Annotated in this window: 10 protein-coding genes; 8 read left to right on the top strand and 2 right to left on the bottom strand. The window is 60.3% G+C overall.

Annotated elements, in window-relative coordinates:
- The first annotated feature begins 48 nt into the window (after window positions 1-48).
- From nasR to AC0TN7_RS09160, 7 genes are all read left to right on the top strand, one after another.
- Complete coding sequence (gene nasR, locus AC0TN7_RS09190) at window positions 49-1233, top strand: nitrate regulatory protein NasR (protein ID WP_024907076.1); 1185 nt, start codon at window positions 49-51, stop codon at window positions 1231-1233.
- Window positions 1234-1461: 228 nt separating this feature from the next.
- Window positions 1462-2709 carry a CmpA/NrtA family ABC transporter substrate-binding protein gene (locus tag AC0TN7_RS09185; RefSeq protein WP_024907077.1) on the top strand — a complete coding sequence of 416 codons (1248 nt, stop codon included), beginning with the start codon at window positions 1462-1464 and terminating at the stop codon, window positions 2707-2709.
- Between the two features lie 2 nt (window positions 2710-2711).
- Window positions 2712-3590, top strand: a complete 879-nt coding sequence (ntrB, locus tag AC0TN7_RS09180) for a nitrate ABC transporter permease (RefSeq protein WP_024907078.1) — start codon at window positions 2712-2714, stop codon at window positions 3588-3590.
- A 9-nt stretch (window positions 3591-3599) separates the two neighbouring features.
- Complete coding sequence (locus tag AC0TN7_RS09175) at window positions 3600-4388, top strand: ABC transporter ATP-binding protein (RefSeq protein ID WP_463726779.1); 789 nt, start codon at window positions 3600-3602, stop codon at window positions 4386-4388.
- A 13-nt stretch (window positions 4389-4401) separates the two neighbouring features.
- Window positions 4402-8388, top strand: a complete 3987-nt coding sequence (gene nirB / locus AC0TN7_RS09170) for a nitrite reductase large subunit NirB (protein ID WP_080690913.1) — start codon at window positions 4402-4404, stop codon at window positions 8386-8388.
- The gene (locus AC0TN7_RS09165) at window positions 8385-10910 is read left to right on the top strand and encodes a nitrate reductase (protein ID WP_024907081.1); all 2526 of its coding nucleotides are present in this window, start codon (window positions 8385-8387) and stop codon (window positions 10908-10910) included. Before nirB ends, AC0TN7_RS09165 begins: the two co-directional genes overlap by 4 nt.
- A 47-nt stretch (window positions 10911-10957) precedes the next feature.
- Window positions 10958-12364, top strand: a complete 1407-nt coding sequence (locus AC0TN7_RS09160; protein ID WP_050597743.1) for a YchO/YchP family invasin — start codon at window positions 10958-10960, stop codon at window positions 12362-12364.
- Between the two features lie 3 nt (window positions 12365-12367).
- Here AC0TN7_RS09160 and narL read toward each other — a convergent pair whose 3' ends face one another.
- Entirely contained in the window at window positions 12368-13018 is a 651-nt protein-coding gene (gene narL / locus AC0TN7_RS09155; protein ID WP_008499531.1) for a two-component system response regulator NarL, read from the bottom strand.
- Entirely contained in the window at window positions 13011-14807 is a 1797-nt protein-coding gene (gene narX / locus AC0TN7_RS09150; RefSeq protein ID WP_061714961.1) for a nitrate/nitrite two-component system sensor histidine kinase NarX, read from the bottom strand. Before narX ends, narL begins: the two co-directional genes overlap by 8 nt.
- A gap of 309 nt (window positions 14808-15116) precedes the next feature.
- On the opposite strand from narX, the gene AC0TN7_RS09145 reads away from it, so the two are divergent.
- Window positions 15117-16514, top strand: a complete 1398-nt coding sequence (locus AC0TN7_RS09145) for a NarK family nitrate/nitrite MFS transporter (RefSeq protein WP_024907084.1) — start codon at window positions 15117-15119, stop codon at window positions 16512-16514.
- The last annotated feature ends 188 nt before the right edge of the window (window positions 16515-16702 follow it).

Below are 16702 nucleotides of genomic sequence, written 5' to 3'. Positions count from 1 at the left end.
ACGAATATTGCTTAATTTCCCGGAGTTTCGCTGTCCGGGAGAGTAAGCATGATATTAATGGCAGGCATTTCGCCAGGCGCTGCCGAATGGCTCACGCGCGCAAAGATGATGCGCCAGGAGCAGTTCAGCAAGCTGGCACAGCTGGGTGTGCTTGTGCACGGCATTAGCCAACTGGTGCACATGTTACAGTGCGAGCGCGGGGCGTCCAACGTCTGGCTCTGCTCACAGGGCAAGCTGTACGCCCCCGAATGCAAAGCCAGCCGGGCGCTGGTGGATGAAAACCTCGCTGCCCTTTACGGCATTCTTGAAACACAGTCGCCGATCCCAGGAAGTGCCGTCTGTGAACGCATCGGCGGCGCGCTCCTGAGCCTGGATACACTTCCCGCGCTGCGTGACGGTGTGATTCAGCAGACTGTAACGGCACCCCAGGCGATGGAACACTACTCCCGTATGCTTCGCCATCTGCTCAGTATCGTGCCGCAGCTTAATGACAGCATTGACGATCCGCAAATCGCAGGACGTTTTGTCGCGCTTTATAGCCTGATGCAGGGAAAAGAGCTGGCAGGACAGGAGCGGGCGCTGGGGGCGATTGGCTTCACGCAGGGTTTTTTCGATGATGTGACTCGTCAGAGGCTGGTTGACCGCATTGACGGGCAGCAGGCCTGCTTTGAGATCTTTCTCTCGCACAGCTCCGCTGACGTTCAGACCACCTTTTCAATGCACTGTCAGCCCGATCGTGAAACGGAGCAACTCCGGCGCGTGGCCTGTACCCGCCAGCCTGCCGCCGATAACGGCCTTACCGCACTGGCCTGGTTTGCTCTGCAAACCGCGCGCCTTGAGCATCTGCGCACGCTGGAGGAGACGATCATCGCCGATCTGATGGTCGCGGTGGACGAATGCATTCACCGTGACGATGAGTACGCGCTCCCCGGCGATGAACAGGATGATCCGCCGATCCGCTATCCGGAAAAACCGTTGCTTACCTTGGTTCGCCAGCAGGCGCGCGAGATAGAGCAGCTCTCACGTCAGCTTGCGTCGCTGCGCGATACGCTTGAAGAGCGCAAAATCATTGATAAAGCGAAGAGCGTGCTGATGACCCACCAGAATATGAGTGAGGAACAGGCCTGGACGGCGCTGCGCAAAATGGCGATGGACAAGAACCAAAGGATGGTGGATATCGCCCGCGCGCTGCTCATGGTGAAGAATGTATGGCAGGTAACACCAAAGGAGTAGCTGCACGGTCAGTGGGCATTTTATGCCTGTTTGCGGTGCGTAAAGGCGAGGGAGGAACGGTAAGCACCGCAAGAAACAGTGTGTTAAAACCTGGCATTCACTTTGCATTATCAGATTAACCATTTTTGACGATGCGCCAACGGCGGTGCATCCGTCTTCGGGATAAAGGCGTCCACTGGTGCTTCGGCACCGTGGGCGCTTTTTTTTGGTTTTTTTTCAGGAGTGGTCATGGCGGATTTGTCGAGACGGCGTTTTTTGCAGGCCAGCATGCTGGCGAGTGGTGCAATTCTGTTGCCGGGTGTCATGCAGGCCGCATGGGCGGCAGGCTCGGATAAACCGGAGCAGGAAACAGTGCGCATCGGGTTTATCCCACTGACCGACTGTGCCCCGGTGGTTATCGCTGCGCTGAAAGGGTTTGATAAAAAATACGGTATTACCATCCTGCCCACCAAAGAGGCGAGTTGGGCGGCGGTGCGCGACAAGCTGGTGGCGGGCGAACTCGATGCCGCGCACATTCTTTACGGCCTGCTGTACGGACTGGAGCTGGGCATCGCTGGCAAGCCACAGCAGATGGCTAACCTGATGACCCTCAACCAGAACGGCCAGGCGATTACGCTCTCCAGCGATTTGGCAGAGAAGGGCGTTCGTGACCTTGACGGGCTGAAAAAGCTGATTGGGCAGCAGGCGCCTGGCACCTATACCTTCGCGCACACCTTCCCGACCGGGACGCACGCCATGTGGCTCTACTACTGGCTGGCCAGCGCGGGCATTCACCCCTTTGACGACGTGCGTACGGTGGTGGTGCCGCCGCCGCAGATGGTGATGAACATGCGCATTGGCAACATGGTCGGCTTTTGCGTCGGCGAGCCGTGGAACGCGCGTGCCATCAACGACCGCATCGGTTTTACGGCCGCCACGTCGCAGTCTATCTGGGCCGACCATCCGGAAAAAATCCTCGGGACGCGTCGCGACTGGGTGGAGAAAAATCCGCACACCGCCCGGGCGCTGGTGAGCGCAGTGCTGGAGGCGGCACGCTGGATTGAGTCCTCCCCGGAAAACAAACGCGAAACCGCGCAGATCCTCTCCCGCCGGGCGTGGCTCAACTGCAAAGAGCAGTATCTCACCGGACGCATGCTCGGCGAGTACGACAACGGCCTGGGCCAGCGCTGGCAGGACGCGCACCCGATCCGCTTCTTCAACGAGGGGGCCGTCAGCTACCCGTATCACTCCGACGGCATGTGGTTCTTAACCCAGTTCCGCCGCTGGGGCTTGCTCAAAGCCGCCCCGGACTATACGGGCATCGCACAGCGCATTAACCAGACGGCGGTCTGGCAGGATGCCGCCACGGCGGTGGGGGGCATTACCACACCGACTTCACCACTACGCAGCAGCACATTGATGGACGGCACCGTCTGGAACGGTACCGACCCGGAAGAATACGCCAGCCGTTTCGCCATTCACCGTAAAGGGGCCTGATTATGCAGCATCTGCAAAAGACAAAATCACACGAGACGCCGGAGAGTGGAGAGGTGATTCTCCTGCCTCCGGTGCAGGTTCGCCGCCGTACGCCGACGTTTGCGCGTCGTATTAACGCGATCCTTCAGCGCATCATTCCGGCTTTTCTGGGGCTGGGACTGCTGGTGGTGCTCTGGCAACTGGCGGCGATTAACAGCAAAGGTTTCCCGACGCCGCTCAGCACGCTCGATTCCGCTATTACCCTGTTTGCCGATCCGTTTTATCGCGACGGGCCTAACGACATGGGCATCGGCTGGAACGTGCTCGCCTCATTACAGCGCGTGGCGGTGGGGTTTGGCCTGGCCGCGTTCGCCGGGATCCCGCTTGGTTTCCTGATTGGCCGCTTCACCTTTTTTTCGCGCATGTTCGGCCCGCTGATCGCGCTATTACGCCCGGTTAGCCCGCTGGCCTGGCTGCCCATCGGCCTGCTGCTGTTCCAGAAAGCGGAGCCCGCGTCGAGCTGGACCATTTTTATCTGCTCCATCTGGCCGATGGTGATCAACACCGCCGAAGGCGTGCGGTGTATTCCGCAGGACTACCTTAACGTCGCCCGGGTGCTGCAGCTTTCAGAGTGGACCATCATGCGCCGCATTCTCTTCCCGGCGGTGCTGCCCGCGGTGCTGACCGGGGTGCGCCTCTCTATTGGCATCGCCTGGCTGGTGATTGTCGCCGCCGAGATGCTGACCGGCGGTTTAGGGATCGGTTTCTGGATCTGGAACGAGTGGAACAATCTCAACGTCGAAAACATTCTCATCGCCATCGTCATCATTGGCGTGGTCGGGCTGCTGCTGGAGCAGGGGCTGATGCTGATCGCCCGTCGCTTTAGCTGGCAGGAAAAATAAGGAGCGAACATGAAACCATTAATCCAGGTCCAGGCCGTGAGCCAGCGTTTTTCCACCGCCAGCGGCGAATTTCTGGCGCTGCAGAACGTCTCCTTTGATATCCATGAGGGCGAAACCGTCAGCCTGATTGGGCACTCCGGCTGCGGTAAATCGACGCTGCTTAACCTTATCGCTGGGATCACGCTGCCGACGGAAGGCGGGCTGATTTGCGACAACCGCGAAATTGCCGGGCCGGGTCCGGAGCGCGCGGTGGTATTCCAGAACCATTCGCTGCTACCGTGGCTCACCTGCTTCGACAACGTGGCCCTGGCGGTAGATCACGTGTTTCGCCACAGCATGAGCAAGGCGGAGCGCCGGGAGTGGATTGAGCACAACCTCGACCGCGTGCAGATGGGGCACGCCCTGCACAAGCGCCCGGGGGAGATCTCCGGCGGCATGAAGCAGCGCGTCGGGATTGCCCGCGCGCTGGCGATGAAGCCGAAAGTCCTGCTGATGGATGAACCCTTCGGCGCGCTGGATGCGCTGACGCGCGCCCATCTGCAGGACTCGGTGATGCAGATCCAGCAGGCGCTGAACACCACAATCGTGCTGATTACCCACGACGTGGACGAGGCGGTGCTGCTCTCCGATCGCGTGCTGATGATGACCAACGGCCCGGCGGCGACCATCGGGGAGATCCTGCACGTTAACCTGCCGCGCCCGCGTAACCGGGTGCAGCTGGCTGACGACAGCCGCTATCACCACATGCGCCAGCAGATCCTGCATTTCCTCTATGAAAAGCAGCCGAAAGCGGCGTAGCGAGGGGGCTTTGATGCGACTGGTCATTATCGGAAATGGCATGGCGGCCACGCGGCTGATTGCCTCGCTCACCGGGCGTGCTGCCGATCGTTTCGCAATTACCGTCATCGGCGACGAGCCGGAGCATGCCTATAACCGCATCCAGCTTTCGCCGGTGCTGGGCGGTGAAAAAACGGCGGCGGGCATCAGTCTTCAGAATGACGACTGGTACCAGGAACGGGGCGTGACGGTGCTGCGGGGCGAAAAGGCGCTCGCCGTGAATGTGGACACGCGGGAAGTGCAAACCACCGTCCGCACGCTGGGCTGGGATGCGCTGGTGTTTGCCACCGGATCAACGCCCTTTGTTCCGCCAATTCCCGGCTGCGATGCGCCGCATGTCTTCACGTTCCGTACCCTTGAGGATATCCGGGCCATAGGGGCGATCGCCGGTCCGGTGGTAGTGCTGGGCGGCGGCGTGCTCGGGGTTGAGACGGCGGCAGCGCTGGCGCGCTCAGGGGACAACGTCATCCTTGTTCATCGCGGTCTGTGGCTGATGGAGCAGCAACTGGATGAGCAGGCGGGCGTGCTGCTGGAAGAGGCGCTGGCGGCGCGGGGCGTGCGCTGTGAGCTCGCCTCTGGCATCGCGGCGATTGACGGGAATAGCGTGACGCTGCTGAACGGACGCAGCATCACCGCCGCGCGCGTGGTGCTGGCGACGGGCGTGCAGCCTAACGTCGTACTGGCGCAGGCCAGCGGCATTCGCTGCGCGCGCGGCATCGTGGTGGATCACCAAATGCAAACCTCCGTGCCGGACGTCTACGCCATTGGCGAATGCTGTGAAATTGACGACCAGACGTTTGGCCTGGTCGCCCCCTGTCTGGCGCAGGCGGATATCCTCGCCGCACGGCTGGCCGGAGACGTCACCGCGCCATTTGCCCTGACCGACAACGGCATGCGCCTCAAGGTGACCGGCGTGGAGTTGTTCAGCCTTGGTCGCGTGGCAGAGCAGAAGGGCGATGTGGTCTGGAGCGCATGGGATCCGCTGACCCGTCACTATCGTCGTTTACTGATCCATCAGGGGGCGCTGGCTGGCGTGCTGCTGATGGGGGACTGCCGCAGCGCGGCGACATTTACCGAATTACTGGCAACGGCTGCGCCCGCGCACGCGGACTGGCTGTTCGATCGTTTCACTACGCAACCGCAGGTTGCAGGACAGCACGCTATGACAAAACCTACTCTGGTGGTGGTTGGGCACGGTATGGTCGGCCATCATTTCCTCGAAGATTGCGTGAACCGCAATCTGCATCAGCAGTATCAGATCGTTGTCTTTGGCGAGGAGCGCTATGCCGCCTACGACCGCGTGCATCTGTCGGAATATTTTGGCGGCCGTAGCGCGGCGTCGCTTTCGCTGGTGGAAGGGGATTTCTTTGCCGACAACGGCATTGAGCTGCGCCTGTCGCAGCAGATTGTCGCTATCGATCGTGACGCGCGCGTGGTGCGTACCGCCAGCGGGCATGAGATCCACTGGGATAAACTGGTGCTGGCGACCGGGTCCTATCCGTTTGTCCCACCGGTGTCGGGCCACGATCTACCGGGCTGTTTTGTTTATCGCACGCTTGACGATCTGGACAAGATTGCGGCGCATGCGGCGGGCTCACGCCGGGGTGTAGTGATTGGCGGCGGGCTGCTGGGGCTGGAGGCGGCGAATGCCCTGAAGCAGCTCGGGCTGGAAACTCACGTGGTGGAGTTTGCGCCCAATCTGATGGCGGTCCAGCTCGACAACGACGGCGCGGCGATGCTGCGCAAGAAAATTGAGGCGCTAGGCGTCGGCGTTCACACCAGTAAAGCGACAACGGAGATCGCCACGGCGGACGGCGGGCTGGTGTTGCGCTTTGCCGATGGCGAACAGCTTGAAACAGACATGGTGGTCTTTTCTGCAGGCATTCGTCCGCAGGACGCGCTGGCGCGCAGCAGCGGGCTGGCTATCGGCGAGCGCGGCGGGATCGGCATTGACGACCGCTGTCAGACCTCCGATCCGGACGTGCTGGCCATTGGTGAATGCGCCCTGTGGGAAGGGAAAATCTTCGGGCTGGTTGCGCCCGGCTACCAGATGGCGCGGGTGGCCGCCGCCGCGCTGGCGGGAGAGGAGAACCTCTTCGCCGGCGCGGATATGAGCACCAAACTCAAGCTGCTGGGCGTGGACGTGGCCTCTTTCGGCGATGCTCACGGGCGCACGCCGGGGGCGCTGAGTTACCAGTGGACGCACGGCCCGCAGCAAATCTACAAGAAAATCGTGGTCAGCCACGACGGCAAAACGCTGCTCGGCGGCGTGCTGGTGGGTGATGCCAGTGAATACGCCACGCTGGTACAGATGATGCTCAACGGGATAGCCCTGCCAAAAGAGCCGGAAACGCTGATATTACCCGCGTCTTCAGGCAGTGCGCCAAAAGCGCTCGGCGTGGCAGCGCTGCCGGAAAGCGCACAAATCTGTTCGTGTCATAACGTCAGCAAAGGCGATATCTGTCAGGCGGTAAGTGCGGGCGCAACGGATATCGGCGCGATTAAGCAGTGCACCAAAGCGGCGACCGGTTGTGGAGGATGTAGCGCACTGGTGAAGCAGGTGATGGAGTTCCAGCTGGCGGCGCAGGGCGTGGAGGTGAAAAAGGACATCTGCGAACACTTCCCGTACTCGCGTCAGGAGATTTACCACCTCGTGCGCGTCAACCATATCCGCACCTTTGACCAGCTCATTAGCCGCTACGGTCAGGGACACGGGTGCGAAATTTGTAAGCCACTGGTGGGGTCAGTGCTCGCCTCCTGCTGGAACGAGTATCTGCTGAAACCGGCACACCTGCCGCTGCAGGACACCAACGACCGCTACTTCGCCAATATCCAGAAGGACGGTACTTACTCCATCGTACCGCGCATGCCTGCGGGGGAAGTGACCGCCGACGGGCTGATCGCCATCGGCCAGATTGCGAAACGCTACAGACTGTACAGCAAAATCACCGGCGGCCAGCGTATCGATCTGTTTGGCGCCACGCTCGAACAACTGCCGGAGATCTGGCAGGCGCTGGTGGAAGCCGGATTTGAAACCGGGCACGCCTACGGCAAATCCCTGCGCACGGTGAAATCCTGCGTCGGGTCGACCTGGTGTCGCTACGGCGTGCAGGACTCCACCGGCCTCGCAGTCAGGCTCGAGCACCGTTACAAAGGCCTGCGCGCACCGCACAAAATCAAAATGGCGGTCTCAGGGTGTACCCGCGAATGCGCCGAGGCGCAGAGTAAAGACGTGGGGGTGATTGCCACCGATAAGGGGTGGAACCTCTACCTGTGCGGCAACGGCGGCATGAAGCCTCGCCATGCGGATCTCTTCGCCAGCGATCTCGATGATGACACGCTGATCCGCACCGTCGATCGATTCCTGATGTTCTACATCCGCACGGCGGATCGCCTACAGCGCACCAGCACCTGGATGGACAACCTGGAAGGCGGTCTCGACTACCTTCGGGAGGTGATCCTCAACGATAGCCTGGGCATCGCCCACGAGCTGGAGCAGGAGATGGCCCGGGTGGTGGAGACCTACCAGTGCGAATGGCAAACCACGCTTAACGATCCGAACCGTCTGGCGCTGTTCCGCACGACGGTGAACGACATCACAGCGGATCAAGGTAAACGCTGGCAGGAAATCTGTGGCATCGACGATATCCCCGAGCAGGCGGGCATTGGCGCGCGGCTTGGGCGTAAGCCGATTGCGTTGTTCCGATTTGGCAAAACCGTCTATGCCCTTGACGACCGGGAGCCTGGCAGCAGCGCGAACGTGCTTTCCCGAGGCATTCTTGGCGATGCGGCGGGGGAGCCGGTGGTGATCTCTCCGCTCTACAAGCAGCGTATTCGCCTGCGCGACGGCTGTCAGGTGGAGAACGGCGAACCCGCGGTGCGCGCCTGGCCGGTCAAAATTGAGAACGGCAAGGTGTGGGTCGGTAATGATGCCCTGGTAATGCGTGCGGAGGCCTCATGACGGAAACCCGGACAACGTGTCCCTACTGCGGGGTAGGCTGCGGCGTGGTCGCCCGCGTGGACGGTGAAACGGTCAGCGTTCGGGGGGATGAAACCCATCCTGCGAACTTTGGCCGCTTGTGCGTGAAAGGATCGGCCCTGGGGGAAACAATGGGGTTACAGGGGCGATTGCTGCGCCCCGTTGTTGACGGTGCTGAGGTGGCCTGGGCGCAGGCGCTGGGAGCGGCAGGCGAGCGCCTCCAGGACATTATCGACAAATGGGGGCCGCAGGCGGTGGCGTTTTACGCGTCCGGGCAATTGCTTACCGAGGATTATTACGCCGCCAATAAGCTGATGAAAGGGTTTATCGGCGCGGCGAACATTGATACCAACTCCCGGCTCTGCATGTCATCGGCGGTCGTTGGCTACAAGCGCGCCTTTGGTGAAGATGTCGTGCCGTGCAGCTACGAGGATGTGGAAAACAGCGATCTGGTGGTGCTGGTGGGCTCAAACGCGGCCTGGACGCATCCGGTGCTGTATCAGCGCCTGGTACAGGCAAAGCACAACAATCCGGAGATGAAAGTGGTGGTCATCGATCCGCGCAGAACCGCCTCCTGTGATATTGCTGACCTGCATCTGGCGCTCACTCCCGGCAGCGACGCCGGGCTGTTCGTCGGTCTGCTCAATGTGATTCAGGGAACGGACGCGTGGCCGATATCCCGCGTGGCGGCGTTTTGCGGCCTCTCGCCGCAGGATATTGGTACGTTTTACGACTGGTTTATGACGGCGCCCAGGGCCATCACGCTCTACACCATGGGAATCAACCAGTCCTCCAGCGGCAGCGACAAATGCAGCGCCATCATTAACGTGCACCTTGCCAGCGGGAAATTTAACCGTCCGGGCTGCGGCCCGTTTTCGCTGACCGGACAGCCAAACGCAATGGGCGGAAGAGAGGTGGGCGGGCTGGCAAATCAGCTGGCGGCGCACATGAACTTTGAGCCGGACGATCTCTCGCGGGTGGCGCGTTTCTGGGGAACGGAACGGCTTGCGCAGACGCCGGGCTTGATGGCGGTGGAGCTGTTTGACGCCATTGCCCGCGGCGAGGTGAAGGCGGTGTGGATCATGGGCACCAATCCTGCCGTCTCGCTGCCGGACAGCCACGCGGTGTGTCAGGCGCTGGGGCGCTGCCCGCTGGTCATTGTCTCTGAGGTGATGAACGATACCGACACCAGCCGGTTTGCCCATATTCGCTTTCCGGCGCTGGCCTGGGGAGAGAAGGACGGTACGGTAACCAATTCCGAGCGACGCATTTCGCGCCAGCGCGCGTTTCTGCCCGCGCCCGGTGAGGCAAAGCCGGACTGGTGGATCGTCGCGCAGGTGGCGAAACGGCTGGGGCACGGCGACGCCTTTGCCTGGCAGCATCCCCACGAGATTTTTTGCGAGCATGCGGCGCTGACGGCCTTTGAAAATGACGGCGCGCGGGCCTTAAACCTTCACGACCTGGCTACGTTAACCCGTGAGGAGTGGGAGCGGCTTGAGCCCTGGCAGTGGCCTGGGGGGGATTTTCCGTGCCGAAACATTGTTCCCGTTGACCCACAGTCGCACGGTGCGACGGTCAGCGCGTTGTACCCGCTGATTCTCAACTCCGGGCGCATCCGCGATCAGTGGCATACCATGACGCGAACAGGATATGTGGCCAGACTCATGCAGCATATCACCGAACCCTTTGTTGAGGTTTGCCCCGCAGACGCCGTTCGGTTTTCCCTGTGCGGCGGCCAGCTGGCGCGCATCAGTTCGCCGCGCGGCGTCATGGTAGCAAGAGTGCGCATCAGCGACGCTCAGCGTGAAGGGAACGCTTTTGCCCCGATGCACTGGAACGCTGAGTTTGCCCGCCAGGGAAAGGTGAATGCACTGGTGGAAGGGCGCTGCGATCCGGTTTCGGGGCAGCCGGAGAGTAAACAAACCGCCGTCAGAATCCAGCCCTGGCAGCCCGCCTGGCAGGGAGAACTCTATGCCCGCGAAGGACTGGAAATGCCCTCTCCGGTTTACTGGTGGCGTAAAGCTTCACGCCTGACGGTGGCGTGCGATAAACCGCTGCTGTCGTGGGTAATGGAATACGCCAGCGGCCGGGGCTGGCAACTGCAGGTTGCTCAGGCCGGTGAACGCAGCAGCGTGCTGGCCTGGTATGAAGGCCAGCTTATGCTGGGTTTCTGGGAAGGTACCGCGTTACCGGCGCTGGCGCATACGGTGATTGAAGCCGCTTTTCATTCACCACCCGTGCTGCCCGCAGAACGCCACGCCCTGTTGAACGGGCAGAGCGTCGGGAGGGCGACGGATCCGGGACGCATTATCTGTAGCTGTTTCAGCGTCGGGGAAGAGGCGATACGGGAGGCGATTGCCGGAGGGTGTGATTCCGTCACCGCGCTGGGGGCTAAGCTGCGCTGTGGTACGAACTGTGGTTCCTGCGTGCCGGAGCTGAAAGGGCTGTTTCAGGATAATCCTGAAATGTCCGCCAGGACTGCATTTCAGGGCTTATCGCGTTAACATAATAAGAGTTTATTCATAAACACAGGTTCTTATTGACGACGTTGATGGCTGTATCGTCCCGCATTCGTTTGCTGTTTTTACTCCCCCTTCTTACGGCCGGAGCCGTTCACGGTGCGCCGAATTCCTTTATGCATCAGGCGCAGCACCCCTTTGATAATAACGGGGACAGTCTGCCCGACCTCGGCATGGCGGCGCCCACCGGCGAAGGGGAAAAACATCTGGCCGAAATGGCGAAAGCCTTCGGTGAAGCCAGCATGACCGACAACGGTCTGACGACCGGCGAGCAGGCGCGTCAGTTTGCCTTTGGTCAGGTGCGCGACGCGGTAAGCGGGGAAGTGAACCAGCAGATTGAGTCCTGGCTGTCGCCCTGGGGAAACGCCAGCGTGAACCTGCTGGTGGATAACGACGGCAAATTTAACGGCAGCAGCGGGAGCTGGTTTATCCCGTGGAATGATACTAACCGCTACCTGAGCTGGAGCCAGCTTGGCCTGACGCAGCAGGCGGATGGCCTGGTCAGCAATGCCGGAATCGGTCAGCGCTGGGTCGCCGGGAAGTGGCTGCTGGGCTACAACACCTTTTACGATAATCTTCTGGATGAAAATTTGCAGCGTGCCGGGCTGGGGGCGGAAGCGTGGGGGGAAAATCTGCGTCTGTCAGCCAACTATTATCAGCCCCTGGCAGGATGGCGCGAGCGCTCCGATGTCCAGGAGCAGCGCATGGCGCGTGGATATGACGTCACCGCTAAAGCCTGGCTGCCCTGGTTCCATCATCTGAATACCAGCGTCAGCTTTGAGCAATATTTTGGCGATAACGTCGACCTCTTCAACAGCGGAACCGGCTATCACAATCCTGTGGCGGTGAATCTGGGGCTTAACTATACCCCCGTTCCGTTGGTGACGCTGACCGCCGGGCACAAGCAGGGCGAAAGCGGCGAGAGCCAGAATAACCTCGGGCTGAAGCTCAACTATCGCTTTGGCGTGCCGCTGGCTAAGCAGCTTTCCGCCGGTGAAGTCGCCGCCACGCGTTCCCTGCGCGGAAGCCGCTATGACTCGCCGGAGCGCACCAGCCTGCCGGTTATGGAGTTCCGCCAGCGGAAAACGCTGTCCGTGTGGCTGGCCACGCCGCCGTGGGATCTGAAAGGAGGCGAGACCGTTATGCTGAAGCTACAGGTTCGCAGCACGAACGGTATTCGTCAGATCCACTGGCAGGGGGATACGCAGGCATTGAGCCTGACGTCACCGGCGAAAAGCAACAGCAGCGACGGCTGGAGCGTGATTATCCCTGCCTGGGATGACCGGGAAGGGGCGACAAACCGCTGGCACCTGTCGGCGGTAGTGGAAGATGAGAAAGGCCAGCGCGTCTCGTCCAATGAGATCACGCTTGCCGTGGTGCAGCCGCTGGTCGCATTGCCTGACGACGATCCGCGCTGGAAGCTGCTGCCGGATGAGTAGTCCTTAAAAAATGCGTTCCTGATGCACCCATACGGCGGCTTCAACGCGGGATTTTAGCTTCATTTTCTTCAGCATATGCTTCACGTGTACTTTGACCGTGCTTTCGGTGATGTCCAGACGGCGGGCGATCATTTTGTTCGGCAGCCCCTGGGCGATAAGCTTGAGAATATCGCGCTCGCGCGGGGTTAACTGGCTGACGTCACGGTCAGAGGTGGCGCGGTTGGCGCGCAGGCTGGCGGCCAGGACCGGCGTTAAGGCTTCGCTGAGCACCATTTCGCCCGCCGCCGCCTGCTGTAGCGCCTTAAGCAAGTCTTCCGGCTCCATATCCTTCAGCAGATAGCCATCCGCCCCGCGCTTCAGCGCTGTGACTACGTCCTCCTCATGGTTTGACACGCTAAAGACGACGATGCGCCCGGAAAGCGATTTTTCCCGCAGCTTGTCGAGGGTCTCCAGACCGTTCATGCCCGGCATATTCAGATCGAGCAGGATCAGATCGGGATCGAGGGATTCGGCAAGCTCAATGCCCTGTTCACCGTTGCTGGCTTCGCCCACCACGGTGATATCGGGTGCCATGCTGACCAGCTGTTTCACGCCAGTACGCAGCATCGGATGGTCGTCGATCAACAGGATGGATGCCGGTTCCTGATTAGTCATGGGTTTCTCCTTGAGCAGTTGTGAGCGGTTTCTCGGGAATAAAGGTGACGACAACTTCCGTGCCGCCCGTCTCTCTCCGGCGAACCTGGCAATCACCGCGCAGGCTTTGGGCGCGGTCTCGCATAATAATTAAACCATAGTGGTTAGTGCGTTCGGCATTTTCCGGCACGCCGCGGCCGTTATCGTGAACCGTCAGTTTGACCTGATTATCGTGCTGGCTGACGGTGACCGTGACCGCCGTCGCGTCAGCGTGTTTAAGCACGTTGCTCAGCGCTTCGCGGGCGATCTGCAGTAGATGGATGGCCTGATGGGAGGGGACAAACCGCGGCGGCAGCTGGTAATCCAGCTTCACCGGGAACCCCAGCCGGGCGCTAAATTCGTGACAGCTGGCTTCCAGCGCCGGGCGCAGGCCCGGCTCGGTCAGCTGCAGGCGGAAGGTGGTCAGCAGCTCGCGCAGCTGCACCCAGGAGGTGTTCAACTCGTTGCGGATCTGGCTGAGCAGCTGCTTGTTGCTTTCGGGCATCTCCGCATCCTGCATCTGCAGGCAGCTCACCTGCATTTTCATACAGGAGAGCGACTGAGCGATAGAGTCGTGAAGCTCGCGGGCGATGGTCGCGCGCTCTTCCATGACGATCAGCTGCTGCTGCTTTTCCTGATGCCTGTCGAGCGCCAGCGTGGCCGTCAGCTGTTCAACCAGTGTATCCACCAGCTGCTGCTGGTCGTGGCTGAGGTGACGCCCGGCTGGCAGTGTTGCCAGCAGAATGCCGTACTGAGTGTGGCTGTCCGTCAGGCGCCACTTCAGGGTGGTGCCGCCGGTCGTCAGCGGCGGCAGGCCGCGAGGACAAAGATGGCAGCCTTTGTCATCGCAGGACATATCGGACTGGCAGGTGAATTCCTGGTGGTTATCTTCGTCTTCCATATCGTAGACCCGCAGCTCAAGGTCGTGAAGCAGGGTCAGATTTTGCAGGCCGTTCAGTACCGGCGAGAGACGTTCACATAGCGGTACCTGCATGTGCAGCCGACGGTTGGCCTGCCACAGGAAGGAGAGGATCTCGTTTTTCTGCTCCAGCCCGGCCGTTTTTTCCTGAACGCGCTGTTCCAGCACCGCGTAGCTCTCGGAGAGCTCTGCCGACATAGTATTAAGCGCCTGGCCGAGCATGGCCATCTCATTGCGCCCGCTGATGTGCGTGCGCTGGGTAAAGTCGCGTGCGGTGACCGCGCGGGCCATGGCCAGCAGCTGTTTCCATGGGTTCAGCAGCCGCGCGCGGAGCCAGACGATGGTGAAGATCAGCAGCAGCCCCATAAACAGCGCCATGGCCCGGTGCACCATTACCACCCGGTCGATGCGTAATTCGGTGGTCTGGTCGAAAGCGGAGACCAGCGCATCAATGCGGGAGACGAACCCCGCCACGTCCTGCGCAACGGTTTCCGTGCTGCGCGCCTGTTTTAGCCCGGGCTGCAGCTGGGTGTGCCAGTAGCCCTGAAGGGCGTTAAGCTGGGATTGCTGACCGGCGCGGATAGCGGCTTTTTCCAGCTCGGGGCTGAAGACCGTGCGCTCCATTTCATCAATCAGGGGACGATCGTCCTGCGTCAGGGGAACCGATGCCAGCAGGCGATAGCTCTGCATGCGTAGCGAGCCTGCCTCGTTGATGGCATGCGCATTACCCTGTACTCCCTGTACCAGCCAGCCGGAGATCGCCATGCCGGTCACACCGATGGCGGTGGACAGCAAAACGATCAGGGCGAGCTGATTCACGAGCGTCAGCGGAGATAAACATCTTTTTAACATAGAGGTGGCGTGCTCCTGACGTGGCCTGCTTGCAGGAATGGCGCTATTCTGGTGCATACCCTGGAGTATACCCATACCAATAAAGGATTACCCCTAAATTGCCAACGGAGTAGGGGGGAGGAGGTGGGGGTAGCCAGGAACCGTCAGCACCGTGAAAAACCACGTCTTTTTTACCGAATTAGCCTACTCACTAAGGGTGAGGCCTTATTTTTTGCCGCAAATCCTCCCACTTTTCCTTTGATTTATATCAACTTACTGCCGCTCTAAAACCCTAATGTTTGCAGCATCATTCGAGAATCAGAGGTGTCTATGAGTCACTCATCCGCTCCCGAAAGGGAAAATGGTGCCGTTATTACAGACTGGCGTCCAGAGGATCCGGCGTTCTGGCAACAGCGCGGCCATCGTGTAGCAAGCCGGAATCTGTGGATTTCCGTGCCGTGTCTGTTATTAGCGTTTTGCGTATGGATGTTGTTTAGCGCGGTGGCGGTCAACCTGCCGAAAGTGGGGTTTACGTTTACCACCGATCAGCTATTCATGCTGACCGCGCTGCCGTCGCTGTCAGGCGCGCTGCTGCGTGTGCCTTACGCGTTTATGGTGCCGGTGTTTGGCGGTCGTCGCTGGACGGCGTTCAGTACAGGCATCATGATCGTTCCTTGTGTCTGGCTCGGATTCGCGGTGCAGGATACCTCTACGCCATTTAGCGTATTCGTGATTATCTCCCTGCTGTGCGGTTTTGCGGGTGCAAACTTCGCCTCCAGCATGGCGAACATCAGCTTCTTCTTCCCGAAAGCGAAGCAGGGCGGCGCGCTGGGGATTAACGGCGGTCTGGGGAATATGGGCGTGAGCGTGATGCAGCTCATTGCCCCGCTGGCGATCTCGGTCTCCATTTTTGCAGCCTTTGGCGGCGGTGGCGTTGCGCAGGCGGATGGTTCTTCCCTCTATCTGCAAAACGCAGCCTGGATCTGGGTACCGTTCCTCGTGGTCTTCACCCTCGCAGCCTGGTTCTTTATGAATGACCTGTCCGCGTCGAAGGCGTCGCTGAGCGAACAGCTGCCGGTGCTGAAGCGTGGACACCTCTGGGTGATGGCGCTGCTGTATCTGGCCACCTTCGGTTCGTTTATCGGCTTCTCAGCGGGCTTCGCGATGCTGTCGAAAACGCAGTTCCCGGAGATTCAGATCCTGCACTTTGCCTTCTTCGGGCCGTTTATTGGTGCCCTGGCACGTTCGCTGGGCGGCATGGTGTCTGACCGCCTGGGCGGTACCCGCGTGACGCTGGTTAACTTTGTCGTGATGGCTGTCTTCTGTGCGCTGCTGTTCCTCACGCTGCCAGCCGACGGGCAGGGCGGTAACTTCATCGCCTTCTTCGGCGTGTTTATGGTGCTGTTCCTGACGGCCGGGCTGGGGAGTGCGTCCACCTTCCAGATGATCTCCGTGATCTTCCGTAAGCTGACCATGGACCGCGTAAAAGCACAGGGCGGGAGCGAAGAGCAGGCCATGCGCGAAGCGGCGACGGATACGGCTGCGGCGCTGGGCTTCATCTCTGCCATCGGCGCGATTGGCGGCTTCTTTATCCCGAAAGCGTTCGGTATCTCTCTTGACCTGACCGGCTCTCCGGCCGGTGCCATGAAAGTCTTCCTCGTCTTCTATATCGCCTGCGTCGTGATTACGTGGCTGGTATATGGCCGTAATACCAAGAAAAATAAGTAAGTATGATTATCCGTTTACGCGGCCTTCGGGCCGCGTTTTTTTTGGCGTCAAAATAGTTACAACATACTGGTTGCCATGCAGAGGAAATCCGCAGGCAGCACTGTGATCGCCATCGCTTTACAGGGCGCTCTACCCCTTAATACCTGAGAGGTTAAATTTTGCCTGGCGGTTTGTACGATAAAATAAAA

It is taken from the genome of Enterobacter sp. PL_is511 (assembly GCF_055816065.1).
This window is presented reverse-complemented; position numbering and strand designations above follow the sequence as displayed.